At 62.9% G+C, this 26,761-nt stretch carries 34 protein-coding genes and 1 pseudogene; 16 read left to right on the top strand and 19 right to left on the bottom strand.

Features of this window, described 5'->3' with window-relative positions; translation table 11 throughout:
* Positions 1-187: 187 nt before the first annotated feature.
* Together NKJ40_RS29025 and NKJ40_RS29020 are read left to right on the top strand one after the other, a co-directional pair.
* The gene (locus tag NKJ40_RS29025) at positions 188-2,269 is read left to right on the top strand and encodes an ATP-dependent helicase (RefSeq protein ID WP_352468989.1); all 2,082 of its coding nucleotides are present in this window, start codon (positions 188-190) and stop codon (positions 2,267-2,269) included.
* A 164-nt stretch (positions 2,270-2,433) separates the two neighbouring features.
* Positions 2,434-2,736, top strand: coding sequence for a DUF982 domain-containing protein (locus tag NKJ40_RS29020; protein ID WP_352468988.1), 303 nt, complete (start codon positions 2,434-2,436; stop codon positions 2,734-2,736).
* Positions 2,737-2,748: 12 nt separating this feature from the next.
* Here NKJ40_RS29020 and NKJ40_RS29015 read toward each other — a convergent pair whose 3' ends face one another.
* The 3 genes from NKJ40_RS29015 to NKJ40_RS29005 all read right to left on the bottom strand — a co-directional run bounded on the left by NKJ40_RS29015 (position 2,749) and on the right by NKJ40_RS29005 (position 4,490).
* Positions 2,749-3,537 carry a GGDEF domain-containing protein gene (locus NKJ40_RS29015; RefSeq protein WP_352468987.1) on the bottom strand — a complete coding sequence of 263 codons (789 nt, stop codon included), beginning with the start codon at positions 3,535-3,537 and terminating at the stop codon, positions 2,749-2,751.
* A gap of 130 nt (positions 3,538-3,667) precedes the next feature.
* Positions 3,668-3,955 carry a DNA alkylation repair protein gene (locus NKJ40_RS29010; protein ID WP_352468986.1) on the bottom strand — a complete coding sequence of 96 codons (288 nt, stop codon included), beginning with the start codon at positions 3,953-3,955 and terminating at the stop codon, positions 3,668-3,670.
* A gap of 22 nt (positions 3,956-3,977) precedes the next feature.
* Positions 3,978-4,490 carry a DinB family protein gene (locus tag NKJ40_RS29005; RefSeq protein ID WP_023719779.1) on the bottom strand — a complete coding sequence of 171 codons (513 nt, stop codon included), beginning with the start codon at positions 4,488-4,490 and terminating at the stop codon, positions 3,978-3,980.
* A 77-nt stretch (positions 4,491-4,567) separates the two neighbouring features.
* Between NKJ40_RS29005 and NKJ40_RS29000 the strand changes: the two are divergent.
* The 5 genes and pseudogenes from NKJ40_RS29000 (at position 4,568) to NKJ40_RS28980 (ending at position 7,976) form a co-directional block, all read left to right on the top strand.
* Positions 4,568-5,276 (top strand): annotated as a pseudogene (locus NKJ40_RS29000) (glutathione S-transferase family protein).
* A 311-nt stretch (positions 5,277-5,587) separates the two neighbouring features.
* Positions 5,588-6,223 (top strand): 5,6-dimethylbenzimidazole synthase, encoded by a 636-nt coding sequence (gene bluB, locus NKJ40_RS28995; RefSeq protein ID WP_352468985.1) that lies wholly within the window; start codon positions 5,588-5,590, stop codon positions 6,221-6,223.
* A gap of 155 nt (positions 6,224-6,378) precedes the next feature.
* Positions 6,379-6,675 carry a DUF1905 domain-containing protein gene (locus NKJ40_RS28990; protein ID WP_352468984.1) on the top strand — a complete coding sequence of 99 codons (297 nt, stop codon included), beginning with the start codon at positions 6,379-6,381 and terminating at the stop codon, positions 6,673-6,675.
* A 116-nt stretch (positions 6,676-6,791) separates the two neighbouring features.
* Entirely contained in the window at positions 6,792-7,214 is a 423-nt protein-coding gene (gene ndk, locus NKJ40_RS28985) for a nucleoside-diphosphate kinase (RefSeq protein ID WP_023719783.1), read from the top strand.
* A 153-nt stretch (positions 7,215-7,367) separates the two neighbouring features.
* Positions 7,368-7,976, top strand: a complete 609-nt coding sequence (locus NKJ40_RS28980) for a class I SAM-dependent methyltransferase (RefSeq protein WP_352468983.1) — start codon at positions 7,368-7,370, stop codon at positions 7,974-7,976.
* 70 nt (positions 7,977-8,046) lie between these two features.
* On the opposite strand, the gene NKJ40_RS28975 is transcribed toward NKJ40_RS28980, so the two are convergent.
* Positions 8,047-8,316, bottom strand: coding sequence for a hypothetical protein (locus tag NKJ40_RS28975; protein ID WP_352468982.1), 270 nt, complete (start codon positions 8,314-8,316; stop codon positions 8,047-8,049).
* Between the two features lie 194 nt (positions 8,317-8,510).
* The gene (locus tag NKJ40_RS28970) at positions 8,511-9,278 is read right to left on the bottom strand and encodes a YbaY family lipoprotein (RefSeq protein ID WP_352468981.1); all 768 of its coding nucleotides are present in this window, start codon (positions 9,276-9,278) and stop codon (positions 8,511-8,513) included.
* A gap of 294 nt (positions 9,279-9,572) precedes the next feature.
* On the opposite strand from NKJ40_RS28970, the gene NKJ40_RS28965 reads away from it, so the two are divergent.
* Genes NKJ40_RS28965 through NKJ40_RS28950 form a run of 4 tightly spaced genes read left to right on the top strand, consistent with a single transcriptional unit; the run spans position 9,573 to position 12,131 of the window.
* Positions 9,573-9,896 (top strand): BufA1 family periplasmic bufferin-type metallophore, encoded by a 324-nt coding sequence (locus NKJ40_RS28965; protein WP_352468980.1) that lies wholly within the window; start codon positions 9,573-9,575, stop codon positions 9,894-9,896.
* Between the two features lie 33 nt (positions 9,897-9,929).
* A complete protein-coding gene (gene bufB, locus NKJ40_RS28960; protein WP_502903777.1) occupies positions 9,930-10,844 on the top strand; it encodes an MNIO family bufferin maturase in 915 nt (304 codons plus the stop codon).
* Positions 10,831-11,631: an HvfC/BufC family peptide modification chaperone gene (locus NKJ40_RS28955; protein WP_352468978.1), complete on the top strand. Its 801-nt coding sequence runs from the start codon at positions 10,831-10,833 to the stop codon at positions 11,629-11,631. The genes bufB and NKJ40_RS28955 overlap by 14 nt, the downstream gene beginning before the upstream one ends.
* 5 nt (positions 11,632-11,636) lie before the next feature.
* Complete coding sequence (locus NKJ40_RS28950) at positions 11,637-12,131, top strand: DoxX family protein (RefSeq protein ID WP_352468977.1); 495 nt, start codon at positions 11,637-11,639, stop codon at positions 12,129-12,131.
* A 19-nt stretch (positions 12,132-12,150) separates the two neighbouring features.
* Here NKJ40_RS28950 and NKJ40_RS28945 read toward each other — a convergent pair whose 3' ends face one another.
* The 5 genes from NKJ40_RS28945 to NKJ40_RS28925 all read right to left on the bottom strand — a co-directional run bounded on the left by NKJ40_RS28945 (position 12,151) and on the right by NKJ40_RS28925 (position 16,432).
* Entirely contained in the window at positions 12,151-12,621 is a 471-nt protein-coding gene (locus NKJ40_RS28945) for a molybdenum cofactor biosynthesis protein MoaE (RefSeq protein WP_352468976.1), read from the bottom strand.
* A 3-nt stretch (positions 12,622-12,624) separates the two neighbouring features.
* A complete protein-coding gene (moaD, locus tag NKJ40_RS28940; protein ID WP_352468975.1) occupies positions 12,625-12,882 on the bottom strand; it encodes a molybdopterin converting factor subunit 1 in 258 nt (85 codons plus the stop codon).
* Position 12,883: 1 nt separating this feature from the next.
* Positions 12,884-13,480: a CDP-diacylglycerol--glycerol-3-phosphate 3-phosphatidyltransferase gene (gene pgsA / locus NKJ40_RS28935; protein ID WP_023719790.1), complete on the bottom strand. Its 597-nt coding sequence runs from the start codon at positions 13,478-13,480 to the stop codon at positions 12,884-12,886.
* Positions 13,481-13,580: 100 nt separating this feature from the next.
* A complete protein-coding gene (uvrC, locus tag NKJ40_RS28930) occupies positions 13,581-15,659 on the bottom strand; it encodes an excinuclease ABC subunit UvrC (protein ID WP_352468974.1) in 2,079 nt (692 codons plus the stop codon).
* Positions 15,656-16,432, bottom strand: coding sequence for an SDR family oxidoreductase (locus NKJ40_RS28925; RefSeq protein WP_352468973.1), 777 nt, complete (start codon positions 16,430-16,432; stop codon positions 15,656-15,658). The genes uvrC and NKJ40_RS28925 overlap by 4 nt, the downstream gene beginning before the upstream one ends.
* A 419-nt stretch (positions 16,433-16,851) precedes the next feature.
* On the opposite strand from NKJ40_RS28925, the gene NKJ40_RS28920 reads away from it, so the two are divergent.
* Entirely contained in the window at positions 16,852-17,502 is a 651-nt protein-coding gene (locus tag NKJ40_RS28920) for an outer membrane protein (protein ID WP_292662341.1), read from the top strand.
* 97 nt (positions 17,503-17,599) lie between these two features.
* Here NKJ40_RS28920 and NKJ40_RS28915 read toward each other — a convergent pair whose 3' ends face one another.
* Both NKJ40_RS28915 and NKJ40_RS28910 read right to left on the bottom strand, forming a co-directional pair.
* Positions 17,600-18,187, bottom strand: coding sequence for a Pr6Pr family membrane protein (locus tag NKJ40_RS28915; protein ID WP_352468972.1), 588 nt, complete (start codon positions 18,185-18,187; stop codon positions 17,600-17,602).
* Between the two features lie 307 nt (positions 18,188-18,494).
* Positions 18,495-19,091 carry a glutathione S-transferase family protein gene (locus tag NKJ40_RS28910; RefSeq protein ID WP_292662345.1) on the bottom strand — a complete coding sequence of 199 codons (597 nt, stop codon included), beginning with the start codon at positions 19,089-19,091 and terminating at the stop codon, positions 18,495-18,497.
* A gap of 494 nt (positions 19,092-19,585) precedes the next feature.
* Here NKJ40_RS28910 and NKJ40_RS28905 point away from each other — a divergent pair, with 494 nt between their 5' ends.
* Entirely contained in the window at positions 19,586-20,047 is a 462-nt protein-coding gene (locus NKJ40_RS28905) for a hypothetical protein (protein WP_292662348.1), read from the top strand.
* 457 nt (positions 20,048-20,504) lie between these two features.
* Here NKJ40_RS28905 and NKJ40_RS28900 read toward each other — a convergent pair whose 3' ends face one another.
* On the bottom strand, positions 20,505-21,035 hold the full coding sequence (locus NKJ40_RS28900) for a DinB family protein (RefSeq protein WP_352468971.1): 531 nt from the start codon (positions 21,033-21,035) through the stop codon (positions 20,505-20,507).
* Positions 21,036-21,097: 62 nt separating this feature from the next.
* Here NKJ40_RS28900 and NKJ40_RS28895 point away from each other — a divergent pair, with 62 nt between their 5' ends.
* On the top strand, positions 21,098-21,733 hold the full coding sequence (locus tag NKJ40_RS28895) for a TetR/AcrR family transcriptional regulator (RefSeq protein WP_352468970.1): 636 nt from the start codon (positions 21,098-21,100) through the stop codon (positions 21,731-21,733).
* Between the two features lie 147 nt (positions 21,734-21,880).
* On the opposite strand, the gene NKJ40_RS28890 is transcribed toward NKJ40_RS28895, so the two are convergent.
* Together NKJ40_RS28890 and NKJ40_RS28885 are read right to left on the bottom strand one after the other, a co-directional pair.
* Entirely contained in the window at positions 21,881-22,639 is a 759-nt protein-coding gene (locus NKJ40_RS28890; protein WP_352468969.1) for a sulfite exporter TauE/SafE family protein, read from the bottom strand.
* A gap of 125 nt (positions 22,640-22,764) precedes the next feature.
* Positions 22,765-23,217 (bottom strand): hypothetical protein, encoded by a 453-nt coding sequence (locus NKJ40_RS28885; RefSeq protein ID WP_352468968.1) that lies wholly within the window; start codon positions 23,215-23,217, stop codon positions 22,765-22,767.
* 157 nt (positions 23,218-23,374) lie between these two features.
* Here NKJ40_RS28885 and NKJ40_RS28880 point away from each other — a divergent pair, with 157 nt between their 5' ends.
* Entirely contained in the window at positions 23,375-23,617 is a 243-nt protein-coding gene (locus tag NKJ40_RS28880) for a hypothetical protein (RefSeq protein WP_352468967.1), read from the top strand.
* Here the strand turns inward: NKJ40_RS28880 and NKJ40_RS28875 are convergent, their stop codons facing one another.
* From NKJ40_RS28875 to NKJ40_RS28865, 3 genes are read right to left on the bottom strand one after another with little or no spacing between them, the layout of a single operon-like run.
* Positions 23,618-24,466, bottom strand: coding sequence for a 23S rRNA (adenine(2030)-N(6))-methyltransferase RlmJ (locus NKJ40_RS28875; protein ID WP_352468966.1), 849 nt, complete (start codon positions 24,464-24,466; stop codon positions 23,618-23,620).
* Entirely contained in the window at positions 24,463-25,074 is a 612-nt protein-coding gene (locus tag NKJ40_RS28870; RefSeq protein ID WP_352468965.1) for a hypothetical protein, read from the bottom strand. The genes NKJ40_RS28875 and NKJ40_RS28870 overlap by 4 nt, the downstream gene beginning before the upstream one ends.
* Positions 25,075-25,078: 4 nt before the next feature.
* Complete coding sequence (locus NKJ40_RS28865) at positions 25,079-25,750, bottom strand: TetR/AcrR family transcriptional regulator (protein ID WP_352468964.1); 672 nt, start codon at positions 25,748-25,750, stop codon at positions 25,079-25,081.
* Positions 25,751-25,835: 85 nt separating this feature from the next.
* Here NKJ40_RS28865 and NKJ40_RS28860 point away from each other — a divergent pair, with 85 nt between their 5' ends.
* Entirely contained in the window at positions 25,836-26,237 is a 402-nt protein-coding gene (locus NKJ40_RS28860) for a carboxymuconolactone decarboxylase family protein (protein WP_352468963.1), read from the top strand.
* Positions 26,238-26,330: 93 nt separating this feature from the next.
* Here NKJ40_RS28860 and NKJ40_RS28855 read toward each other — a convergent pair.
* Positions 26,331-26,761, bottom strand: a 431-nt coding sequence (locus NKJ40_RS28855; protein ID WP_352468962.1) for a phosphotransferase, incomplete at its 5' end; no start/stop codon positions are given.

Genomic DNA, 26,761 nt, shown 5'->3' with positions numbered 1-26,761 from the left:
TCGGCCACCTCGTTGCGACGATCGAACCCGGCGAATGCAAGAACTACTTCGCAAACGCCGGATACGCTTCCGTCAAAACGTGAAAGACTCTAGTCGACGGGCCTGCCCGCAAGGCTTCTTCGCTCACGAGCCCTATTCCGGCTCCGCAAACCGTTGCGAACAAAGCAGAAACGATGCTTGATGGGCGATGAACCTCGCCGCCCGTGATTCGTCCTTCCAGCCGGCCTATCTGGCAAAGCTCAACGCCGAGCAGAGGCTTGCCGTCGAACATGGCGACGGCAAGATCGCCGGACCGTTGCTGGTCATTGCCGGCGCCGGCTCCGGCAAGACCAACACACTTGCGCACCGGGTCGCGCATCTGATCGTCAGGGGTGCCGACCCCCGCCGCATCCTTTTGATGACATTTTCGCGCCGTGCCGCAGCGGAAATGGCCAAGCGGGTCGAGCGCATCGCCGGCGAGGTGCTGGGGCGTGATGCCTCTGTCATCACCGATGCGCTGAGCTGGGCCGGCACGTTCCACGGCATCGGCGCCAGGCTGCTGCGCGATTATGCGCTGGAGATCGGTCTCGATCCGGCCTTCACCATCCACGACCGCGAGGATTCCGCCGACCTGATGAATCTCGCCCGCCACGAGCTTGGGTTTTCGAAGACCGAAGCCCGCTTCCCGACCAAGGGCACCTGCCTTGCGATCTATTCGCGTGCCGTCAATGCACAGGTGCCGCTCGGCGAGGTACTGGGTTCGGTGTTCCCGTGGTGCGCCGGCTGGGCCGAGCAGTTGAAACAATTGTTCGCCCGATATGTCGAGGCCAAGCAGGCGCAGAACGTGCTCGATTACGACGACCTGCTGCTCTACTGGGCGCAGATGGCCGGCGAGCCGGAAATCGCCGCGCATCTGGGTGCGCGTTTCGACCACGTGCTGGTCGACGAATACCAGGACACCAACCGGCTGCAGGCATCGATCCTGACGGCGCTGAAGCCCGACGGATCGGGGCTGACGGTGGTCGGCGACGACGCGCAGTCGATCTATTCGTTCCGCGCCGCTGAAGTGCGCAATATCCTGGATTTTCCCAAGCAGTTCGCGCAGCCGGCGGAGGTCGTCATGCTGGAGCGCAACTACCGCTCGACCGAGACGATCCTGGCGGCCGCCAATGCTGTGATCGGCGAAGCGTCGGAGCGTTTCACCAAAAATCTCTGGTCCGAGCGCAAATCGGCGGAAAAGCCGAAGCTGGTGAGCGTGCGCGACGAGACCGAGCAGGCGAGCTATGTCTGCCAGGCGATACTCACCGAACGCGAGGCCGGCACCGTTCTCAAAGCACAGGCCGTGCTGTTTCGCGCTTCGCACCATAGTGGCCCGCTAGAGATCGAGCTGACGCGCCGCAACATCCCCTTCGTCAAGTTCGGCGGGCTGAAATTTCTCGATGCAGCTCACGTCAAGGACGTGCTGGCCGTGCTGCGCTTTGCCGAAAACCCGCGCGACCGCGTCGCCGGCTTTCGCGTGCTGCAACTTCTGCCCGGCATCGGCCCTTCGGCCGCCAATGCGATCGTCGAGACCATGGCAAATTCGCTCGACGAGACGATGGGGCTCGCCCGTTACCGGCCGCCGCAGCGTGCCGCCGACGACTGGCCGGGCTTTGTCGCGCTCTATTGCGGCCTGCGCGCCGGCGCGCAAAAATGGCCGGCCGACATCGAGCAGGTCAGGCTCTGGTACGAGCCGCATCTGGAACGCATCCACGAGGATGCGACGACGCGCCGCGCCGATCTCCTGCAGCTCGAGCAGATCGCTTCCGGCTATGCGTCGCGCGAGCGCTTTCTCACCGAGCTGACGCTCGATCCGCCGGACGCCACCAGCGACGAGGCCGGCCCGCCGCACCGCGACGAGGATTATCTGATCCTGTCGACGATCCATTCGGCCAAGGGCCAGGAGTGGAAAAACGTCTTCGTGCTCAACACCGTCGACGGCTGCATCCCGATCGATCTCGGCGTCGGCAGCAAGGAGGACATAGACGAGGAACGGCGGCTGCTCTATGTGGCGATGACGCGGGCCAAGGACAGGCTGCACCTGGTCATGCCGCATCGCTTTTTCGTCCACGGCCAGGCGGCGCGCGGCGACCGCCATGTCTATGCCTCGCGCACGCGCTTCATTCCGCGCTCAATCCTAGGCGCCTTCGAGCAGGTGGCATGGGCAAGCGTCCAGGCCCCGGACGATCCGCGCCGCCAGCCGCAGGTGCGTGTCGACCTCGGCGCCCGCATGCGTGGCATGTGGAAATAGGCACCCGCCTCGCCGCTGGCGCCGCTCGCCCGGCGACCGCTCCCAGACCCGGCGAAAAAACAATCCCGGCAACATGGAACCTCGCGCCGTGATCCGCGTTTCTGCCCGACCCCCAGACCGGAGAACGGCGTCCGCCGTGACCTCCGCCCATTCGAGAGGCCAGAATGCACGACAGGACGTTTTCCACCCCGGTCGCCCTAACCGTTGGCGCAGGCTACAAGCGTACGATCGCTTCGTTCTCCGAGATGCACGAATTCCTGACTGAATTCCCGCCTTCGCGCCGGCGGCTGAGCTATGGCGCCGCGGTAAAGGCCTGCGAGGCGGCACGTGCAGGCGAGATCTCGGCCGAAGCGGCACGCGACGCCCTGATCACCTTTGCCGTGACGGCAGGCGTTCTCTGGCCGGCCGCTCAGCCGGCGGTGTCTGTCAAACCCGTTGCCCGGGGCCATGGCGGGTACGCCGCCTGACAGAAACGACCGTCAATGGACCGTCATTAGGCGACCGCCCGGCGGGTTGCCCGGTAGCGCGGCTTCGAAGCTGACTTGATCGCGGCCGTTCGATTTGGCCCTGTAAAGGTGCTTGTCCGCAACCACGAATATTTCGGCGTAGGCGGTCGGCCCGCTGAAGGCGACGCCGCCGATGCTGACCGAGAGAGGACACGATCGGCCGCCAGGCGAGAACTCCGCCTCGCGAATGTGGCGGCGGATTGCCTCGGCCACCAGCCAGGACTGCGAAGGATCTGCGCCGGGAAGGAAAACCGCAAATTCCTCGCCGCCGATCCGGCCGACGATATCGGCGCCGCGCAGCTGGCCCTGGATCGTCCTGGCGATCAGCTTGAGCGCCTGGTCTCCGCAGTCGTGGCCGAGGCGGTCGTTGACCGATTTGAAATGGTCGGCATCGACGATCAACAAGGCGCCGGCATTGACGACGGAATGGCTGCGGGCCTGTTCGAGATAGGCTTCGACGAGCATCGAAAACGCACCCCGGTTGAACACCGCCGTCAGGCTGTCGGTCGCCGCGACGATGGCCAGTGCCTTCTGCGCGATGGCCAGCTGGCGCATTTTCCACATCAGGAAAAAGAAGAACGAGCCGGCCAGCACAAGCGGCAGCAGCAGGTCGGTGAGCTGCGCCCGCCACAGCGCTTCCGGCGACAAATACGGGAAATTGAAGGAATCGACGAAGAACGCGGCTGCAATGCAGACCACGGTGCCAGCGACGGTAACCGCCACGACCCTGCCCCAGCTCGTCGGGGACAAATCGATCCGCATTTTTTTGCTCCTGCTTCAGCCGGCCACCTTGAAGCAACAGCGCAAACGAAGTCCTAAGACTTTGCTTTCAATTCGATCGCAATCGAAGCGAACCAGCCGTCGAGATGGCGGCCAGATACGAAGATCGATCCTAAATCAGCTGCCTTCTGATGCTCATCCGGGTCACCGCAGTCACAAGAATGGCGCCGATCATGAAATAGATGGTCGCGACAATGTCGCCCTGGTGGAAATAATAACCGGAGTTGAGGAGCGCCAGGACCACGGCGAAGAACGCCACGAGGCGCAAGGGTTCATTGGGCATGCGTGCCAATTCTCGCTGTTGCTGCTGAATGCCGCTGAAGCGGCCGCCCTCACGACCGTGCGCTCCATAAAATGTTTTGGCGCGTTTTGCAATCTCGGCAGATCGTCCCCTATCCACCGCTTCCCCAGCCGCCCCAGGTTCAGGCGAATGCTCTGCCCTCCTCGCTGCGCTGGAACATCGTCAGATCCAGTCCGAGGCTTGGCTTGCCCAGAATGGTCAGGATCGCATGCGCCTGGCCGCGGTGGTGGGTCTGGTGGTTGAAGAAGTGGTCGAGCGCCGGCGCCAGCCGCTGCGAGACGGTGCGCATATCCGAGACGGTCATGTAGGAGAAGCGGCCCGACAGCGCCTTGTCGCTCAGGCCGTCGACCCAGTCGATGATCCGTTTGTCCTCGGCCTCGCGCGCCAGCCGCAAGCCGGGCAAAGCGCGGTGCAGGATCGTGTCGAGCCTTGCCGGCGCGTCGCCCTCGCCGGTGAAGCGTTTCATCCAGATACGGTCGGCTGCCAGGAGGTGATTGAGCGTTCCCATCATCGATGCGAAGAAGACGCCGATATTGCGGTCGAACTCTTCCTCGTCGAGATCGGCGGCGGCATCGTAGATGCGGCCGTTGGCCCATTGATTGTAGGCCGCAAACATCCTGAAATGCTGTTTCATTCTTCTCTCGACCTGCGAGACCCTGTGTCGCGCGGGTCTGTTTCGGGCATAGTTAGACTGCAAGGACGCTGCCGCCAATGACCATTCTGCTCTATGACCTTGTCGGACGCGACGCCGCCCGCCCGTTTAGCCCACATTGCTGGAAGGCGGCGATGGCGCTGGCCCACAAAGGGCTCGACATCACCAGCGTGCCGACCCGTTTCCTCGAAGTGCCGAAGGTGGAAGGCGGCGTCTCGAAGCTCGTTCCGGTGATCCGCGACGGCGAGACGGTGGTCACCGATTCCTTCGCCATCGCGCTCTATCTCGAAGAGACCTATCCCGAGCGGCCGACATTGTTTTCCGGCGACGGCGGCAAGGCGATGGCGCGCTTCATCGAACGCTGGTCGCAGCTGACCATCCATCCCTACGTCACCACCGCTGCGATACTGGACCTGCACGCCATGCAGGACGAGGCGAATGCCGCCTATTTCCGGCAGAACCGCGCAGCGCTTCGGCAAGCGCCTGGAGGCGGTATATGCCACACGCGACGCTGGGCTCGCCGGCTTCCGCGCCTCGCTGGAGCCGCTCCGCTCGATGCTTGGCTATCAGCCCTTCATCGGTGGCCCGTCGCCGCTATTTGCCGACTACATCGTTTTCGGCGCGCTGCAATGGGCGCGCATCGCCACGCCCTACCGGCTGCTCGACGACAGCGACGTCGTGGCGCAATGGTTCGAACAATGCCTCGATCTGCATGGCGGCCTCGGCCGAACGGTCGCGCCGGCAGCGATCGCCCCGCTTGAGGGGTGAAATCGGCAGTTTCATCGGCAACGCCACATTTTGTTCTTGCTTTGTGCCGGCAGCTATGCTACTAATTTGGGTATGGTGCTGATTCGTACCGACGACCCGCCCGGCTTGCCGAGGCGGGTTTTGTTTGCCGATCGAGGTCCAACGGCGTAGATCGCGGCGACGTCGCCCGGCCTCAGCTGGAATAGCCGCCCGGCGAAATGCGACAATGCGGATAGACGAAGTGTCGCTTGAGGCGCCTCATCACTGCCCGGATCGAAGCAAACAAGACGAAAGTCCGGCGAACCGGGCAACCACAACAAAGGCAGCGCGCCATGACCGCAAACCCAGAGTTCCCGGCCGACTTTCGCGCCGGGCTCGCCAATCTTTTCCTGTGGCGGCGCGACGTCAGGCGGTTCAAGCCGACGCCGCTCCCCGAAGGGGCGCTGGAGCGGCTGCTCGAGCTTGCCAGCGCCGCGCCGTCCGTCGGGCTGAGCCAGCCCTGGCGCTTCGTCGTCGTCGAGAGCGAAGTATGCCGCGCCGCCGTCAGGGCTTGCTTCGAGCGCTGCAACACGGAGGCACTCGCAAATTTTTGCGGTGAACGCGCCGCGCTCTATGGGCGCCTGAAGCTTGCCGGCCTGAATGAGGCGCCCTGCCAGCTTGCGGTTTTCGCCGACCGTACAACCTCGCAAGGGCATGGGCTCGGCCGCCTGACCATGCCAGCCAGCATAGACTATTCCGCTGTCATGGCGGTCCACACGATGTGGCTGGCGGCGCGCGCCGAAGGAATAGGCATGGGCTGGGTCTCGATCCTTGATCCGGCCGAGATGGCGACGATCCTGGACGTGCCGCCGGAGTGGACGCTGATCGGTTACTTCTGCATCGGCTACCCCAGCGAGAACCACAGCGTGCCGGAACTGGAACGGGAAGGCTGGGAAACCCGGCGGCCGTCTATCGTGACAAGGCGGTAGTGGAATGGCGGCGCTGCCATCCTCGTTGCAGGGAAGAATGGCTTTCCCCTGCAGGGCTGTGGATATCATGGATGGTTTCGCCGATCGTCAGCATCGCCAACAAGGCAGCATCGCAAAGCCAGTCGTGACGGCCTTGATCTGAGGAAGGGCATAGAATGTTTCGCTACGACATGCAGGCCGAGATCTGGGTCTATCCGGGCAAGGGCGGCTGGCATTTCGTGACGCTGCCGCCGGAGCTTGGGGCCCGGATCAAGACTGCGATGGTGGAGATGGCACGGCCCTGGGGTTCGCTTGGCGTGGAAGCCGTCATCGGCCAGACCAGATGGCGGACATCACTGTTTCCCGACAAGAAATCCGGCAGCCTGCTCTTGCCGATCAAGACCGCGGTGCGGGTTCGCGAAGGCCTCGGGGCTGGCGACACGGCCAACCTGACGATCGAGATAGAGCTATGACACATTGGGTCTGGCCGACGGCGACGCGCTATGCGGCCGCCTCCCCTTGGCAAGCCGGCGGGCGGCTTGTATAGAGCCCGCCACCTTCAATTCCATTCTCATCACAAGGACGACCCATGGCGCTCGAACGCACCTTTTCCATGATCAAGCCGGACGCGACCCGCCGCAATCTCACCGGCGCTATCACCAAGATACTGGAAGATGCCGGCCTGCGCGTCGTTGCTTCGCGCCGCGTGTGGATGAGCCGCCGCGAGGCGGAAGGTTTCTATGCCGTCCACAAGGAGCGTCCGTTCTTCGGCGAACTGGTCGAGTCCATGTCGTCGGGCCCGACCATCGTGCAGGTACTGGAAGGCGAGAACGCCATTGCCAAGAACCGCGAAGTGATGGGCGCCACCAATCCGGCAAGCGCCGCCGAAGGCACCATCCGCAAGCTGCACGCGCTGTCGATCGGCGAGAATTCCGTACATGGTTCCGATGCGCCGGAAACCGCCGCGCAGGAGATCAAATACTGGTTCTCGGACACCGAGATCGTCGGCTGAGCCGGCATCCCGAACCCCATCAAAAAGGCCGGCACAACGCCGGCCTTTTTTGTTAGCGAACATTTTCAGCTTCAGGCTCCTCGACGGGTCACGGGTGCGTTAAGCTCGGAGGGGCGGATCAAAGGCGGTCCCGACAATGGAGCCGACCAGGCCATGACCAGCACCATTCCCGGCTTCTTCCAGGGCACCGAAATGCCAACCAGCGGCTGGTGGGAAGCGCTGTGGCCCGAGCCTGCCGGGGTGTTGACGGCGGTGGGAATAAAGCCCGGCATGGACGTGGTCGATCTCTGCTGCGGCGACGGCTGGTTCACGATGCCAATCGCCAGGGTCGCGCGTCATGTAATCGCCATCGACATCGATGCAGATATGCTCGAAGTCGCCAGGCGGCGGCTGACCGAAGTAGGCGCGAGCAATTGCGAGTTTGTGGCGGGCGACGCCTATAAGCTTGCCGGGCTGGTGCCTCAAACAGTCGACTTCGTTTTCATGGCCAACGCTTTCCATGGCGTTCCGGACCGGCCGCGCCTTGCCCGCGCCGTGCGGACGACGCTTGGCTCTACCGGTCGTTTTGCCATCGTCAACTGGCACCAGTATCCGCGCGAGCAAACCACGGTCCTGGGCGAGCCGCGCGGACCGAAGACCGAGCTGAGGCTGTCACCCGAACAGACCACCGCGGCGGTGGAAGCGAGCGGGTTCAAGCTCGCCGAGCTGGTCGACATACCGCCCTACCACTATGGCGCGGTATTCAAACTCGCGACAAATTGAGAATGCCTGGTGTATGCGGTCGTCGCCCGATAGATCTCGCCCGCCGCCCCCTGGCGGCGGGTTCTGCAGTCTATTTCGCCTGGCGTTCCTTCACGTTCGCATGTTCATTCGCCGCGTCCGTGTCGGTGGCCGGGGTCTTGGTCTCCTCACCTGTGAACGGGCTGCCCTGCCCGGGCGCGAGATCGCCGCTATGACCAGCCTTGTTGGTCTGGAAAGGCTGGCTGTCAGGACTGAGACCATGCTGAAGGGCATCGAACAGATGGTCGTCCGCCTTGGCAAGGCCGGTGAAGGCAAGGAGCGATGCACCGGTGGCGGCAAGGATAAGCGCGTGCGTTTTCATGTCTGGACTCCTTTGAGTTAAGGCCAGAACGAGCCGCAGCCATTCTGGCGGCTTCAACGAAGGGACAAACATCCCTTTTGCCTTACCCGCCATCGTATGAGGACGTAACGCGCGCGCTGCCCGGTTTATTCCGGCTGAAACACAACGTGATCGACATGCAGCTGCCGCGCGGGCCGATCGGCGCGGACTAAGCGCTAGCTCGCGGCGTTGAAGCGCAGGATGTCGCGGCCGTCTTTGTCGGCGATGACAAGCTTGCCGGCGTCGACGTGGTAGGATGCTGCTTTGGCCAGCGCCTCGAACAGCGCCTTTTCCTCGGCCATGACCTGAGGCGCGCAGGCCTTGAAGGTCGAGCCGATGTCGGTGACGGCGATCGTCGAGCCGTCTACCTTGGCGGTGGCGAAATAGACGTTGCAAGGGCCGCTGCCGCCGGCCTTGCCGGCTTCGCTGATGCGAAATGTCGCCCGCGGCTCGGCAATCACGCCGATGCCGTCGATGTATTCGACAAGCCAGCTTTGGCCGAACACGGAGGCTGCCGCCGGCTCGTCGCCCGGCGCCGCCATTTTCAGCATGATGGTCTGTGGTGCGTCGCTGAGCGGGTCGACCTGATGGCGCGTGTCGGTGACGAACAGCAGCCGGTCATCGACAGTGATGCGCGCCTGCAGCGCGTAGGTCATATCAGGCCGGATCACCCGCGGATCGAAGCTGATCTCGAACTTGATCGGCACCTGGCCGGCCGGCACCACCTTGCGCTCGCCGATGATCGCGGCCGGCGCGTCGGCCAGCGACACGTCGGCAAGCTGCACCGAAAGCACGGCATTGGGCGGCAGCGCAATGCGCTCGCGATACATCACCTCGCCCTTGAGGGTCTTTTCGGCAGCCACGGAATGATCCGGAACGGCAAGTATGCCGACGGCCAGCGGCACCAGTCCGAAGATGAAGAACTCGGCGATCCTGTCCAGCATGATCCTGCTCCCCTTCCGGCCAAAGGTCTTGCAGGATTGCGGTCAATGAATGGCTGGCGGGGTATGGGATGGCTGTCGCAGGGATTTATTTGGCCTGCGGGTGCTTCCAGCGGCGCGCCGCCTTGTCGTCGGCCTCCTTGGCCGCTCCGCAAGCTCTGTTCGGGCCACGCTCGGCCAAGCCTCAGGCGATCACGATTTCGTGTTCCAAACAGACGTAACACGGCGGGCATCCGGACCGAACTGACCAATGCGCGCTGAGGAGAATGCGCCTGAAACCCAACCGGAGGTGAAATCATGTCAACGAGATCAACCGTGAGTGCGGCCTTACTGGCCAGCGCAGTTGCCACGGCTCTTGCTTCTTTTGCGATGGCCGCGCCGCTGACCGAGGCACAGGTCAAGGCAGCGATGGACGCCGGCAAGGAGAAGTGCTTTGGCGTCGCCTTGAAGGGACAGAACGACTGCAAGGCAGGCCCGGGAACGACCTGCCAAGGTACCTCGACCGTCGACTACCAAGGCAACGCCTGGAAGTTCGTCGACGGCGGCACCTGCACGACGATGGACCTACCCGGCGGCCGCAAGGGCTCACCCACCGAGCTGACCCGCGACGTCCCATCGTAAGCGATGCACCCTGCCCGGAAAGTGGCGATGACAATGAACGGACCGACCCGTCCAGCATCCCGCATGTCGAAGACCTCGCGCTTTCCGGCGCACCCGGTCGCCGGCCTTGCCGGCACCAGTTTCAAGCATGAGCATCTATCCGCAATCCTCGGCGACGGTCCCCAAAGCGGCTTCTTCGAGGTTCATGCGGAAAACTACATGGGCGCCGGCGGCCCGCCGCACGACGCGCTCGCCCGCATCCGCCGCAATTATCCCGTCTCGCTGCATGGCGTCTGTATGTCGATCGGCGGCCCGCAGCCGCTCGACAAGGCGCATCTCGGTCGTTTCAAGGCGCTGGTCGATCGCTACGAGCCGGCGCTCGTTTCAGAGCATCTCGCCTGGTCGACCCACGACACCACCTATTACAACGACCTGCTTCCCCTGCCCTACACGCCGGCAACGGTTTCGCGCGTGGCTGATCACATCGACGAGGTGCAGGGCACGATCGGCCGCCCGATCCTGCTCGAGAATCCTTCAACCTATGTGCTTTTTCCGGAATCGACGATGAGCGAGACGGATTTCATCCGCGAGCTGGTTCGGCGTAGCGGCTGCGGCCTGCTGCTCGACGTCAACAACGTCTTCGTCTCGGCCACCAATCACGGCTATTCGGCACGTTCTTATCTCGCGGATTTCCCGCTCGAACATGTCGGGGAAATCCATCTGGCCGGGCACGCCAAGCAGGAGGACGACGAGGGCGACCTGCTGCTCATCGACAGCCATGACGGCCCGGTTGCCGACGCGGTCTGGAAGCTTTTCGATACCGTCATCGGCCGATGCGGGCCACTGCCGACACTGATCGAATGGGACAGCGACATTCCCGAGTGGCCGGTGCTCAAGGCGGAGGCCGCCGCCGCCCAAGCCATCCTCGACCGTCATGCCGATTTCGGAAAAGCCCATGCCGCAGGATGAGCTCCATTCGGGCGATCTCGGCCGCCGGTTTGACTATGCCGCGGCATTCACCGCCGGTTTGCTCGATCCTGACCGTGCCCCGCCTGACTCTGTCTCGGGGCCGAATGGGAAGGCTGCGGTCAAGCGATATGCCGTCTACCGCAACAACATCACGGTCAGCCTGATCGATGCGCTGGCCGCCAGCTTTCCAGCGACGCTGCGCATCACCGGCCCGGATTTCTTTCGCGCGATGGCGCGATTTCACATCCGCGAAACGCCGCCCACCTCGCCGCTTCTATTCGAATATGGCCGCGACTTTCCCGATTTCATCGAGCGCTACGAATACGCGCAGTCGATGCCGTGGCTGGCCGACGTGGCGCGCATCGAGCGGGCCTGGCTCGACGCCTATCATGCCGCCGACGCGGAGGCGCTGTCGGCTGAGGCACTGGCGTCGATCCCTTGCGAGAGGCTTGCCGATACGGTGCTGCGGCCGCATCCGGCGACGCGGGTCGCGCGCTCCCGGTTCCCGGCAGTCACGGTCTTCGCGGCAAACCGGAACGAGGCTCCTGTTGGGCCGATCCGGGCAACGGGCGCCGAAGATGCGCTGGTCACGCGGCCCGGCCTCGAGGTCTTCGTTCGCCACCTGCCGCCCGGCGGCGCAGTGTTTGTCTTGCATCTGATCGCGGGCGAGGCGCTCGGCGCAGCGGCCGCGGCGGCATTTGCGGCGAGTGCCGAATTCGAGCTTTCCACCAACATTGCCGGCGTGCTGGAAGCGGGAGCCTTCACGACGGCACATCAGGAAAGGTGAGCACGATGAGCGATGGGCAGAACGCGAGCACCGGACCGCGAGGGGTCGCCGCTCTCGTCGAAAGGCTGAATGCCGCCCTGCGCACGATCGCGACTCAATCTCTGACGCAGCTTGTTCTGCGCTGCGCCCTCGCCGTCCCGTTCTGGCGGTCCGGCGTCAACAAATGGGACGGTTTTCTACAGTTGAACGATGTCGCCGTGCTGCTTTTCAGCTCGGAACTCAAATTGCATCTGCCGGGCGGCCCTTACGATTTTCCGGCACCTGGGCTGGTGGCGTTCGCCTCAGGGTCAGCGGAGATCGTGTTGCCAGTTCTCCTTGTTTTCGGCCTGGCGACGCGACTGGCGGCATTCGGGTTGCTGGTGATGACGCTGGTCATCGAGCTCACCGTGCCGGACGGCTGGCCGCTGCACATTACCTGGGCGGCGATGGCGCTTGGCATCATGGCCTGGGGACCCGGCCGGATTTCGCTCGATCATTTGATCGGCACCGACAAAGGCTGAGGGCTCGCGGAAAGCCTGGTCAGTCTCGTTTCCAGCGGCTCGCCGCCTTGTCGTCGGCCTCCTTGGCATCGACCCAGCCGCCCTCGGAACCGTCGCTATGGTGTTCCTTTTTCCAGAACGGCGCCCGTGATTTCAAATAATCCATCAGGAAATTCGCGGCCTCGAACGCCGCCTGCCGGTGGGCGGAAGCGGCCACCACCAGCACGATGTTTTCGCCCGGCGCGATCTTGCCGTGGCGATGGATGACGGTGAGCCCCTGCAGCGGCCAGCGCTCGATTGCTTCCCCGGCGATGCGGGATATCTCGGCTTCCGCCATGCCGGGATAATGTTCGAGCTCGAGCGCGGAGAGCCTGCCTTGCTCGTCGCGGCAAAGGCCGGAGAAGGTCACCACAGCGCCGATATCGTTGCGACCCCTGGTCAGCCTGGCGATCTCGGCGGCGACGTCGAAATCCTCCGCCTGGATGCGCACGACCGGCACCACCGCGGACATGGTTCAGCCACCGGTCATCGGCGGGAACAGCGCGATCTCGCGCGCGCCGGCGATCTTCTCGCGGTGCTCGACATGTTCCTGGTTGATGGCGACGCGGATCACGTCAGGATATTGCAGCGCGTTCTCGTATTCCTCGCCACGCGATTTCAGCCAGCGCAACAGGTCGGCGACCGTTTCGATGCTGGCCGGCAGTTCGACCTCTTCCTCCGGTCTGCCGATCCGCTCGCGCACCCAGGCGAAATAGATGAGCTTCGTCGACATTTTATTCATCCATGATGTGCTTGAGGCCGGCGCGGAAATAGTCGTAACCGGTGTAGAGCGTCACCAGGGCTGCGATCCACAGCAGCACCAGCCCGGTCTGGGTGGTCAGCGGGAAGATCTTGTCGCCGGCGGGGCCTGCCAGCAGGAAGGCGATGGCGATCATCTGGATGGTGGTCTTCCATTTGGCGAGCTGCGTCACCGGCACCGAGACCTTCAGGGCCGCCAGATACTCGCGCAGGCCCGAGACCAGGATCTCGCGGCACAGGATGATGATCGCCGCCCACAGCGACCAGCCGGCGATGCCGGCATGGCGATCGGTGTCGGCGGCAAGCAGCAGCAGGCAAGTGGCGACCAGCAGCTTGTCGGCGATCGGGTCGAGCATCTTGCCGATATTGGAGGTCTGCTGCCAGGCGCGCGCCAGATAGCCGTCGAAGTAATCGGTGATCGAGGCGAGCAGGAAAATGATGAGCGCCGACCAGCGGGCGAAGTCGCTCGATTTCAGATGCCCCTCCAGGAAGAAGCACAGCACCACCAGCGGCACCGCCAGGATGCGGGCGTAAGTGAGCATGTTGGGCAGGTTGAACGCGCGCTGGGACATGTTTTGGGAACTCTTTCTGCCTGCTTAGTCAAATCAGAAGCGAATGTGGGGGGTCAACAGGCCAGAATCGATTAGCCAGCCGAAATATCGGCAATAGGGCTTAGCTCTCGTGAAAATGATTGTAGACCAATTTCGCCACCTGCTCGGAAATGCCGTCGACCTTGACCAGGTCCTCGACGGCGGCGCGGCTGACCGCCTTGGCCGTACCGAAATGCATTAGCAGCGCGCGCTTGCGGCCGGGGCCGATGCCGCTGATCTCGTCGAGCGGGCTCTTGACCATCTCTTTTTTTCGGCGGGCGCGGTGCGAACCAATGGCGAAGCGATGGACCTCGTCGCGCAGCCGCTGGACGAAATAGAGCACCGGATCGCGTACGGGCAGCGAGAATGAGTCCCTACCCTTGACGAAGAAGCGTTCGCGGCCGGCGTCACGGTCCTGACCCTTGGCGATACCGATGGCCACGACGCGGTCCTCGATGCCGAGATCGGCGAGGATCTTGCGCACCGCCGTCATCTGCCCTTGGCCGCCGTCGATGAGGATGACGTCGGGCCAGGCCGGGAAGCCGCCGGCGTCCTCGATATCGTCGCCCGGTCCGGTAGGGCTCGCCTCGTCCGCGCCCTCAGTTTGCGGGGCATCGCCATGTTCCTTCAACAGCCGCGAAAAGCGCCTCTGCATCACCTCGCGCATCATGCCGAAATCGTCGCCCGGCGTGATCTCGGTCGAGCGGATGTTGAACTTTCGATACTGGTTCTTCACAAAACCTTCCGGCCCGGCGACGACCATGGCGCCTACGGCGTTGGTGCCCATGATGTGCGAGTTGTCATAGACCTCGATGCGCACCGGCGGCTTTTCCAGGCCGAAGGTCTCGGCCAAGCCATTGAGCAGCCGCGCCTGGGTCGAGGTCTCGGCGAGCCGCCGGCCGAGCGCTTCGCGCGCGTTCTGCAGCGCGTTGTCGGTCAGGTCCTTCTTCTCGCCGCGCTGCGGCACCGAGATCGACACCTTGCGGCCGGCGCGGGTGGAGAGGGCCTCCGCCAGCAATTCCTGGTCCTCGACGCCATACGACAACAGGATGGTGCGTGGCGTCGGCTTGTCGTCGTAGAACTGCGCCAGGAACGAACCCAGCACCTCGCCGGCTTCGAGCGCCGGATCGGCCTTGGGAAAATAGGCGCGGTTGCCCCAGTTCTGGCCGGTGCGGAAGAAGAACACCTGGATGCAGACCTGGCCGCCCTCCTGATGGATGGCGAAGACATCGGCCTCGTCGACGGTCTGCGGATTGATGCCTTGATGGCTCTGCACATGCGACAGCGCCGCCAGCCGGTCGCGATAGATGGCGGCCCGTTCGAAATCGAGGTTCTCCGAAGCCTGCTGCATGGCGGCGGAGATCTCCGTCTTCACCTTCTGGCTGCGGCCGGAGAGAAAATCCTTCGCCTCGGCGACGAGCCTTGCATAGTCGACATGCGAGATTTCGCCGGTGCACGGGCCGGCACAGCGCTTAATCTGGAACAGAAGGCAAGGCCGGGTGCGGTTCTCGTAGAAGGAGTTGGTGCAGCTCCTGAGCAGGAAGGCGCGCTGCAGCGAGTTGATGGTGCGGCCGACGGCGCCGGCTGAGGCAAAGGGGCCGAAATAGTCGCCCTTGCGCGAGCGCGCGCCGCGATGCTTGTAGATGCCGGGCGAGACATGGTCGCCGGTCAACAGGATATAGGGAAACGACTTGTCGTCGCGCATCAGCACGTTGAAGCGTGGCCGCAAGCGCTTGATGAGGTTGGCTTCAAGCAGCAGCGCTTCGATCTCGGTGCGGGTGACGACGAACTCCATCGTCGACGTCTCGCGCACCATGCGGCCGATGCGGCTGGTGTGGAACCGGCCTTGCGCGTAGTTGGTGACCCGCTTCTTCAGGCTGCGTGCCTTGCCGACATAGAGCACGTCGCCGGCGGCATTCATCATGCGGTAGACGCCGGGCGCATTGGGCAGCCGTTTGACCAGGGTCTGGATTACCTCGGCGCCGACCATGCCGTCGGCGTCGCCGGCATGCGGGGTCCAGTCGATGGTGGTGAAGGTGACGTCCGGACCGCTGGCTGCAGGCTCGACGACCTCTTCGGCCGCCTCGTCCTCGAGGTCGATTTCGGGCGGCAGGTCGTCGGCGCCACCGCGCGTTTTTTGTTTCTGGTCCATGGGGCTCATTCCGCCATGCCTGTCACATCGGGCGTCTGCCATGCAAGATGCTGGCCGCCGTCAAGCGCGATCATCTGGCCGGTGACCGAGCGTGCCGCCCAAAGATAGCGGATAGTGGCACCGAATTCCGGCAATTCCGGGCCGCGTTTCAGGATCAGGCCGGCAATCTGGGCATCGAAATCGCTGTCGTGCTGGCGCGTGTTCTTCAAGGTCGGGCCAGGACCAATGGCGTTGACGCGGATGCGGGGACCCAGCGCCTGGGCCATCATCTCGGTCGCTGCCCACAAGGTCGACTTCGACAGCGCATAGGAAAAATAACGCGGCGTCGGCCGCCAGACGCGTTGATCGATCATGTTGACGATCAGCCCCTCACTGTTCTGCGGCAAGGCCCGGGCGAAAGTCTGCGCCAACAGCGCCGGCGCCTTAACATGCACGGCGAAATGGCGATCCCAGGCCGGCCAATCGAAATCCTCAACGCTGTCGTGCTCGAACAGCGAGGCGTTGTTGACCAGCAGCGACACCGGCCCGAGCGCCGCCGCCGCGCGGCCGACAACGTTGCCGACGGCGTCCATGTCGGTCAGGTCGGCAGCAATCACAGCGGCCCGGCCATGTCGACCAAAATGACCATTGTTGATTTCGGCCGCCAGTGCCTCCGCCTCGGCCAGCGAGCGATTGCAGTGGATGGCGACGGCAAAACCATGCGCGGCAAGGTCCTCGACGATCGCCCTGCCGATCCGCTTCGCCCCGCCCGTCACCAGTGCCGTCGCGGCGACCTTGCTCATCTGTCAATCCTTAATCCGATGCCGATTCCGACCTGCCGGCATCCTGCCGGCAAAATATGGCCCGCCAAGCGTTAAATCCCATTTCCACCTGGGGCAGAATTGTGGCAAAGTGGCCGGTGGGCGTTCTGGCTCGACCGGCATTCGGGCCAGCCCGACCGCAATATAGGGCGCTGGAGCCCTTATACCAAGCCGTGTGCAGTGCAGCACGGCGAACCTGCTGACATTCGCTGTTGCGAAGATGCAACGTCAAGGTTCTGCCTCATTCGTGCCAGGGAATGACCCAAGTTCAGGTTCGCTTCAGCCGCATTTGGACACGACATTTGCAACCGTTGAACGCCGGATCCGTTTCACCCCCCGGACGGGTTGAGGGCGCTCATAAACAACAAGCCTGTGTCCTGTGGCTTAAGGAGTAAAGAACAATGCAAGCCAATCTTAAATTTGCGCGACCGCTCGCGGTGGCGTTTGGGCTGTTCGCGCTGGGCGGAACCGCCTATGCCGCGGACGTGGTTCAGGAAGAGCCGCCGGCACCCGCCCCGATTGCGGAACTTCCGGTCGCATCCTGGGCCGGTCCCTATGCCGGTGTGAGCGTCGGCTACGGCTTCGCCGGCCACGCCAAAGCCAAGGACATTGGCGTCGACGTCGACACCAAGGGTTTTGTCGGCGGCGTCTTCGGCGGCTATAACTGGCAGCAGGAGAACTTCGTCTACGGTGCCGAAGCCGATATCGGCTACAACGGCGTCAAGGGCGACGATGCCGGCATCGAGGCCAAGGGTGGCTTCGAGGGCTCGCTGCGTGCCCGTCTCGGCTACGCTGTCACCCCGGATATCCTGCTCTACGGCACCGCCGGTGGCGCGCTGAAGAACCAGAAGATTGAAGCGGCCGGCGTCAGCGACACCAACACCCAGTTTGGCTGGACAGCCGGCGTGGGTACCGACATCAAGATCACCGACAATGTGTTCGGCCGTGTCGAGTATCGTTACACGGACTTCGGCAGGAAGGACTTCGACGGTATCGGCAAGGTCAAGTCGACCGACAATCGCGTCACTTTCGGCGTCGGTATGAAGTTCTAAGTCGTCCAAGCCACGACACGAAAAAGCCGGGCCTCGCGCCCGGCTTTTTTTGTGCCCGGTGCCCGCTCTGTCGGCAAAGGCACGCGTGATCTCGAGGTCAGCGTTGAGCCAGCATCCGGTCGACCAGGACCAGAACTTCGGCTGCTGCGATGAAACCGAGGGCGATAGTGGCGGCATTCGACATGACTCCGGCCCAGCCATTGGCGGACAGATCTATGAACGGGTAAGCGTACTTCCCTTCAGCGACACCACGAGCCAGGGCATAGGCGAGATACGCCAGGGGATAGAGCGCCCATAGAAGCGGATCGCGCCACGAAAGCCTCCCCTTTCGCGTGAACAGAAGCCAGAACAATAAGACAAGAACAGGATTGAGTTGGTGGAGCAGAAAGTTTGCTTCGGCGGTGGCGCCGGCCAAAGTGCGCAGCCCTTGGAGCAACACCGCGAAAATCACCCCGACCAGGGCCATCACGGCAGCCGTCCACGCCACCAGCGTTGGATGGTCGAAACGCTCGCCGAGGAGCGCTATGGCTGCGAATACAATGGCGACAAGACCGTTGGTCAGGATGGTGAAATACCCCACCAACACCCACACCGAGCCAAGCATCGATGCGCAGCCCTTGATCAAGGTGCTGAGTTCAAGGCCAATGCCAGTGCACGCGGATAGACAAATGATCAGGGCAAACAAGCGCTGTATCAAATTGCCCTCCCCATCGGCTTACGTTTGAGAAAGCCACGATAAGACTGGGCCGAACGTCTGTCGACCAAAATGCCCTCAGGACCAACATTCCAACCTCGCCGCCCGGCTCACCTCCCAGCATGTCGAAATTAGCCGTTGCGCCTCCCCGGCCAGGACTCCGCTAATGCATGTCGCGTAAAAGTGTGCTGCGGTTTTGTGATAACGACATGCATAAAACAAAACCTAATGTGCGTCGCGTGAGGCCGGTCGAAGGCGACGCGCATTAGGGGAGATCGGCGCTTCGCCATCCCCGCCCTCAAGCCGGGATGCCGGGCTTCAGCTCCGGGAATTTCTCGTCGAAGCGTGCCGCCCAGCGCGTCAGCCGGCCGCGGCCCTTTTCCCATTTTCCGGCGAAGCGCAGCGAGAGATAACCGAGGCAGGCGCGCAGCGCGATCTGGCCGACGGTGATTTTCTTCGGCAGCTTCGGCGGGTTGGCGTTGAGCAGATCGAGCGCGGCCGAAATCTTCGTCCACTGGCGCTCAAGCCAAGGCTGGTAGACCATCTCTTCCGGCCGCGTGCGCCGCTCATAGACCATCGACAGCGCGCAGTCGCAGATACCGTCGGCCAATGCCTCCAGCACCTCCGCCTCAAGGCGCTTGTCGGGATTGCGCGGAAACAATGCGTTCTTCGACATCCGGTTGAGATGCTGGGTGATGGCGCGGCTGTCGTGGACCGAGCGTCCGTCATCGAGCACCAGCACCGGGATCTTGCCGAGCGGATTGGCGCCGATCAGTTCGGCCGGCCTTTCCTCGGTCTTTATCGGCACGAGATCGACCGCAATGCCGGCATGAAGTGCTGCCATGCGCACCTTGGAACTGTAGGGAGAAGTAGACGCGTAGAGCAGTCTGGGCATTGTCGATTCCTGTTTGCCGGCTACAGCTCCATACGCCCTGTTGGACGCGCAAAGGACGCGGTAGCATTGTGACTTCGCGCATGACCCGCACCGAAAATCGATTCCGACAGGGGCTCGTGCGTGGGCACTGTTGACCGATCATGCAGGATTCATCAACGGCCAGAGGCGGAAAACCGCGCCGCCAGCGTGCAACCATAGTCTCGACTTCGGATGTGATGAGCCGGAGCTGTGGCGGCAGACGCGAGCAGGTCGGACGATCCAAATCCGATCAGCTACCAACTCGGCCATTGCACCGAAGGTTGATCTTTGGCAGCCACGAAAATCCCACCGGACTTCGCCGCATGGCGAAGTCCTGGGAGCTGCGAAAAGACGTCTTCCTCCCGCCTCTTTCTCGTCCTGCCCGATCGTCAATCAGCAAGCGAGGCGCCTGTTCGGCATCCCGCCCTGGCCGTCTTGAGTACTGTCCCCGGCGGTAGCAGGGCGGCGACTACTTCTTGGCCTTCGCCTTTGCGGGCGCTGCCTTTGGCTTGGCCGCGGGCGCTGCCTTCTTCACTGCTGCAGAAGATTTCGCAGCGGCGGCCTTTGCCGGTGCTGCCTTCTTCGCAGCGGGCTTCGCCGCGGCCTTTGCAGCCGGCTTCTTGGCCGGTGCCGCCTTCTTAGCCGGTGCAGCCTTGGCCGGTGCTGCTTTTGCCTTGGCAGGTGCTGCTTTCTTCACGGCCGGTTTTGCCGCGGCCTTGGCGACCGGCTTTTTGGCTGGCGCTGCTTTTGCCTTAGGCGCAGCGGCCTTCGCTTTGGCAGCGGGTGCTGCTTTCTTCACAGCAGTTGCGGTCTTTGCCGCGGCTGCTTTTGCTGGTGCTTTCTTTGCCGGTGACTTTGCCGGTGCCTTGGATGCCGGCGCTTTGGATGACTGCTTAGCCATATCATGCCCCTTCCGTTGTGCCGACGGCCGTTATTGACCCGGCGCGCATTGCATATCTGACTCGCGGCTTGCTAGCCAGCGAAGCATTAGAATGATTTTTGCAGCTTAAGTTTCCGTTACGGCGAGCGCGCGACCATTTTACCGGCGCAAAAATCGGCTGCGAATCTTTGTGTCCCGCAGCGAAGTTCTGCGACAGAAATTCTGGTCTCTCTATCTCGACCGGTCTTCTCGTCAAGCTCAGGACCTTTTCGACCAGCTTAGCGCTTCAACGTCCGACGCTCAGCGCGAACATTGTCAAGAGCGAAGGCGGTCGCCCGCCTCGTCTTGTCCGAAACGATAAACTACAGGTAAGTAGGAAGCAACGCGACGAGCACGCCGCTGCGCTATCTTGCACTACGCGATGAAAGTAAGCAGATAGCTCGCATTTCTGAAAGACAGGATATCGCTCGATAGATCCGGTCGAGCCGACCTCGTGATCGAATGCGCTCGGCCGTTCAGGCGCCGAGCGGCCCGCGCTGCATCTGCAGCCGGCGCGAAGGCTCGGCCCTGTGGAGATGGACGGCGAAGGTATCCCATGGGGGCATGACGGAAATCTGCGCCAGGATGCGCCCCGCTTCACCGCGATGATAGCCGCCGTGCAGTACGACGTGGGTCAGCATTTCCTGTCGCGACATCAATGCCTTATCCCCGTCGCTGAACACGAATGCGACGGGCTCGGACAGCTGCCAAGACGAAACGGTTTCGAGATAATCGAGATACCAGCGATCGGTCGCCGCGACCGCGGCGCGAAGTTCGTCGAACGCCGGCGGGTCCTCAGTGGTATCGGCGGAGTAGCCATGGCTTGCACCAACCAAGTGCGCCGAGAATATCCGCGACACCACATGGCTGTGATCGACGAGCCGTATCACGGCCTGCCGTTCCTTGCCGTGAACATGCCGGTCGACACTCGCCAGCTTTTCCAGCAGTTCGTCATTGGCCCAGGCCTGATAGGCAAACAGGCTGCGAAGCAGGGCGAGCGCACTCATGGTCGGTGTCCTTTTCCGGAAATGCGAGTATGTTGTTTATATTTTCAGGAGAATGAGCGGGCGTGTCTACTCGCATTGCAAAACCGCATCCGCGCATGCGCAAGCAGCCGCGCCAGGCGCGTTCCAGGGCAACCGTCGAGGCGATCATCGAGGCGGCGGCTCATGTTCTGAGCGGGCTGGGCTGGGCCGGCTTCACCACCAACAAGGTGGCCGAGACGGCAGGTGTGAGCATCGGCACGCTCTACCAGTATTTTCCCGACAAGCTTTCCCTGCTCGCAGCCGTCCGGCGCCGTCACTTCGATCATGTGCTGTCGGTCATTCGCGATTCGGCGGAAGACCAAAAGCCGCTCAGGAAATTCGCGCAGGAGCTGGTGCGCGGCATGATCGCGGCGCACAGCATTCACCCGACACTACATCAGGTGCTGCTCGACGAGGCGCCGGGCGATCGCGGCTCCAGGGCCGCCCATGCTTCGTTCCAGGCACAATACCTCAATCACTATGCGACTGCTGTCGCCACTTATCGCAAGCCAAGGAAAGGCGCCGACATGGAGACCGTGGCGCGCGTGCTGTCGTCAGCGATCGAAGGCGTGATCCACAACGCGGCACGCCGGAACATGCTCGCCGCGCCGGACCTGCAAAAGCAACTCGTTGAACTGATCTGCGCCTACCTATCGGGAGCGGGCCGCATCGGACGATAGCGCAGGCCACGACTGTGCACGTGCCGTCATAGGCGACACCAAGCCGATGGCGCGCCTTTTCACGACCATGTCGTGTTGCCGACAGCTCAATTGCAACGCCGCGGCATTGGCAAATGACCTACGGCGGACGTCGGGGATTTCTGTACGTCAGATCCAAACCCGGCTCATGAGGTGCGGCAAGGACGATGCCAACAATGCTGCACCTGATGCGGCCAAGAGTGTGAGGACGATCTTTCGAAAAGTTGCCTCGCTGATGCCGATGTAGAGTCTCGCGCCAAGGAGTGTCGGTATCAACATCGCCGGCGCGACGACGGCAAACATCGGCAGCATTTCCAGCTTGATCTTTCCGGCCGCAAGATAGGCGGCCATCGTCATGGAGAGGGTCACAAGGTTGAAATTCTGGATGACAATGCGCTGCCTGTCCTTTTCCCATTGACGCAGCACGCACCACAGCGTTGGAACCGGGCCGGTGAAGCCGCCAAGTCCACCCATGATGCCCCCGACCAGACCTATTGCACCGTCTGCAACAGGACCCCCGACCGTGATGGGAGGGAGGCGACGCGCAAAGAGCATCAAGGGACACCAAACGACCAGCAGCGCGCCGAAGACCAGCTTGAACAACTGCACATCCAGCAAGGGCAGGATGGCGACACCGACCGGAATCCCGATGATCCCCCCGATCAGGAATGGCAGCAGAAGCTTGAGGTCGAAACCCCGGCGAACGGTGACGGCGGCGATGATCTGGCCGGTGAGCGCCCCAAAGACCGCCATGGCAGCAGCCAGCTGGGGCTCCACGCTCCAAACCCAAAACGACATGGCAACCAGACTGAACGCGAACCCTGATAGCCCCTGGACGAAGCCTGCAACGACCGCGCCGAGAGCAACAACGTAGACAAGCGAATCCATGTAATGCTGCTTCCCTGCAAACTCGTGACAGCAGATCGCGCTTCCCGCGAATGCTGCGCCGCGTGGAAGCGGTGACGGTCGATCAGGTGACCGGTGCTAAAAAGTCGGAATCAGCGAGTGCGCGATCAGCGCAGGACGCGGCAGCGGCCGTTGTAGACCATCCAGCGGTCGAAGCCCGAGACGCAGAATTCGACATTGTCGCCGATCGAGGCAAAGCCCTGGCCTTCTTCGATCAGGTACCAGATGGTGCGGCCGCGGCCATCGGAGAGGCTGACGGTGGCACCGCAATAACGGCGGCCGATCGGCCAGGTGTCGTCGGCCGGCAGATAGCGATGCTGGTGGATACGCTGGAAGTCGACGATCTGCACGTCGGGCAGATGCGGCACGTGATGCACCTGATAGGAGAAGCGGTCGGTGATCTTGTTCAGGACCCAGGCCTCGCCGCAGACGCCGCTATCCTCGTCGGTATAGATTGCAAGGTCGGCCGCCTGGACTGCCTGGGTGACGCCAAGAGGTGCGGCCAGCGGCGTGCAAAAGGCGAGCAGTGCGGCAAGGACGGATTGGGCGAAGCGAGTCATGGCAGCCTCTCAAGGTCGACTGCGCGCACTGTGCGGATTCGCTGACGCGCGGTCAAGCGGTTGTAGTGACCATGGTTTCCCACTTTAAGATCTATCTTTGAACGGACTCGCTATAGTTCCCTACAATAACCGATGAGACGGGAGAGCTAGGACGGCCATGACCATTGAGATTGCAGTGACGATGATAGGCGTTGTGTCTGCGGCTGCTTCAGCCTTTTTCTGGTTCTGGTCAGCGCGGATTCCGCCGAGCTATCCGATGGCATATCTTAGCGGTCCCCCAGACAAAATTGTGAAGCAGATGGACCTTCAAGCTAAGCTCAACGCTTGGGCAGCTACTATGGCGGGTATTGCCGTTCTTTGCCAAGGCATCCTTATAGCCATTGGCCAAATTCGAACCTGACTACTCTCCCGCCAGCCAATCCAGCGTCCAATGCGACGGCTGCTCGAGTGCAAGCAGCCGGTGCAGCGCCGGCAGCAGTGTCCGTAACTCGCCTTCCAGCGTGAAGGACGGATTGACCACCACCATGCCGCAGCCGTCGAGGCTCGGCTCGACGGAGGCCGGCCTGATCTCAAAACCAATATCGAGCAGCTTCGGAATGCCTATCTGCTTCAGCGCTTTGCGGAAGGCGGCGACCGCCTTGCGGTCCTTGAGTGGATACCACAATGCGTAAATCCCTCCTGGCCAGCGCCGATGGGCTCTTTGCAGCCCGTCGACCAAGCGACCGAACTCGCCCTCTTCCTCGAAAGGCGGATCGATCAGCACGAGGCCGCGCTTTTCCTTTGGCGGCAGATGCGCGCCGAGAGCCAGCCAGCCGTCGAGCTCGATCACCCGGGTCTGGAAGTCACCGTCGAACAGCGCCTTCAGCCTGGCAGCATCCTTAGGGTGCAGTTCGACCGCCGACAGCCGGTCCTGCTTGCGCATCAGGTGCCGGGCGATCAGCGGCGAACCCGGGTATTTTTTCACGCCGCCGTCCGGATTGAGCGAACGCACGGCTTCAAGATACGGCGCCAGCAGTGCTGCCGCCGGGGCGTCGAGGGCCGCATCGACCAGCCGGCCGATACCGCCTTGCCATTCGCCGGTCTTTTGCGCTTCGGTCGAGGACAGATCGTAACGGCCGATCCCGGCATGGGTGTCGATGACCCGAAACGCCTTGTCCTTCTGTTTCAGATATTCGATCAGCCGGCTGAGCACGACATGCTTGACGACGTCGGCGAAGTTTCCGGCATGGTAGGCGTGGCGATAGTTCAATTGGAGCCCCTGCCCCAGCGCGGCGGTGGCGACTGTGAGTTTGGATTTTCCGGCCGGCGGCCGCCGAAACGGAATGCCAGCACCAGCCCGACCATGCCGGCCGCCATCAGGGAAAAACCGACCGGGCGCGCCCGGCGGTCGACCTCGCCGGCAGCCGAGCGCAGCACGATGTCGACGGCCCGCATCGGAATGCCCTCGGCGTCGCCCGGACCGACGGTGAAGATGTAGGGGCCGGCGGCAACGCTCGGGATCAGGCCGGCGTCGTCGCGAAAGATCCTGTCCGGCAGCTGTGGACTGACCTGGCGCGGATTGTCGGAATGGTTGAACTGCAGCGTCGAGGCGAGCACCGTCCTGCCGCCGGGGGCGGCAGTCCGGGTCAACACGGTGCGCTGCTGCGACACGATGCGCTCGGCTCTTGCCGTAAGGTCGACCAGCACGCGTAGCGGCCCGTCGCGTGCGCTCAGGGCCACCGTCACCGGCTTGAACCGGCCCTGGTCGTAAACCCGCCAGGTGCCGATCTCACGGCCGGAGAAATTGGTCATCGCCCAGGGATAGACGACGCCGATGCCAGTACCGATGAGCAGGATCAGGGCGAACAGAGAGCGCATGAGGTCAAGACCCGGTGTTCGGCGCGCTGGTGCCGTCGCGGGCGCGCTCCATTTCGTCCAGGAGCATGTCAAGGCCGAGATCAAACGTCCGGTCGAATTCGGCGGTGCCGAAATAACGCCCGGCCGCAGCTACTTTTGGAAAATCCTGCGCCACTTGCTCATCGCTGACGATAGTCACGCCCGAAGGCCCCTTTGCATAGCCGGCAGTCTCGTCGAGGATGGCACCCATCAGATAATAGCCAGTAGTGCGAAACAGCCGCGCACCCAGTTCCGGTCCGAAGCCGCCGGCCTCGAACAGGCCAAGGATGCCGTTCAGCCAAGTGAGACAGGTCGGCGAATTCATCCGGTAGGTTACAAGGAACGTGGCAAAGGCCGGGTGCTCACGCGCGACGCGGCGGAAATCCAGCATGGCGCTGCGCAATCTTTGCCGCCAGGGCAAATCCGCGTCGGGCATTTCGATGGAGCCGATCAGCCGGTCCACCAAGGCTTCGAAGAGATGCGCCGCCGAAGGAAAGTGGTGATAGATGCTCATGGCTTCACAGCCGAGTGCAGTCGCCAGCTTGCGCATCGAAAAACCGGCGAGGCCCTCGCTCTCGATCACCTTCAAAGCGGCATCCTCGATCATCTCGCGAGACAGCCGGCCGCGGGGTCGCTTCTTTTTGATCGATGTGTCCATGGTGCCGCTTAACAACTTGCGCTGTAAGGTTCACTTTCAACATTACCTTACATCGTAAGGCTAACAAAAACCAGAGGAGAACATCATGTCTGTCTGTCGTACTCGTTCATCAAAGCATTCTTCCGTCCGCCGTGCCTGCCTGCTCGCCGCCGCCTACGTGCCGACCCTGGCTGCAGCCCCTTCTTATGCCGATGAGTATGACGCAACCGTCAAGGACATCCAGTCGACCATGGGCGGGGTGCCCGGTTTCGTAAAGCAGTTCCCGAAAGCCGGTCTGCCCGGTGCATGGGCCGAGGTCAAGGCCATCCAGCTCAGCGACAAGACGGCGCTGCCGCCGAAGGTCAAGTCGCTGATCTCGCTGGCGGTGGCGGCGCAAATCCCGTGCAACTACTGTATCTGGTCGGACACGCAGGACGCCAAGCGCGCCGGCGCCACCGACGAGGAGATCCAGGAGGCGGTCGCCGTTTCAGCGCTGACCCGCCATTGAAGCACCATCTTCAACGGCATGCAGGTCGATTTCGATACGTTCAGGAGGGAGATGGGCGGGCAGTAATGCTTTCGTTATTAGAGCGGGATGCGTTCAAACTGAATTAGCCATCCCGCTCTGACCGTTTGTGTGATCCGCCAGCACCTCATTGATAACCCGCCACGATTTTTCCGCCTCGCGCTGGTTGCCGTCATGTCCCGAAGCGACGATCAGCGCCTTCCACAACGCCCAGCCCCGTGCGCGCGCCCAGCTGTGCTCGTCAAGGGCAACGGCGTCGCGGAACGCCTGACGGCTCTCGCCGTAAAATTCCGTCCACGCGATCACCAGGTCACAGGCAGGATCGCCGATAGCCGAACTGCCGAAATCGACGACCGCACAGAGCTTGCCATCTTCGACGAGCAGATTGCCCGAGGCGACGTCGCCATGGACCCAGACCGGCGGGCCGGGGCCGCGCGAGGGCCCCGCGGGCTGATATTCAAAACGAACGCGGGGCACCCCCACGCGAGTGGTGGAAGGGCGGGGGG

Origin of the sequence: Mesorhizobium sp. M0119 (genome assembly GCF_040322615.1) — a bacterium.
GTDB lineage: Bacteria > Pseudomonadota > Alphaproteobacteria > Rhizobiales > Rhizobiaceae > Mesorhizobium.
Note: the sequence above shows the minus strand (reverse complement) of the source record. Positions and strands in the feature narration are given on the sequence as shown.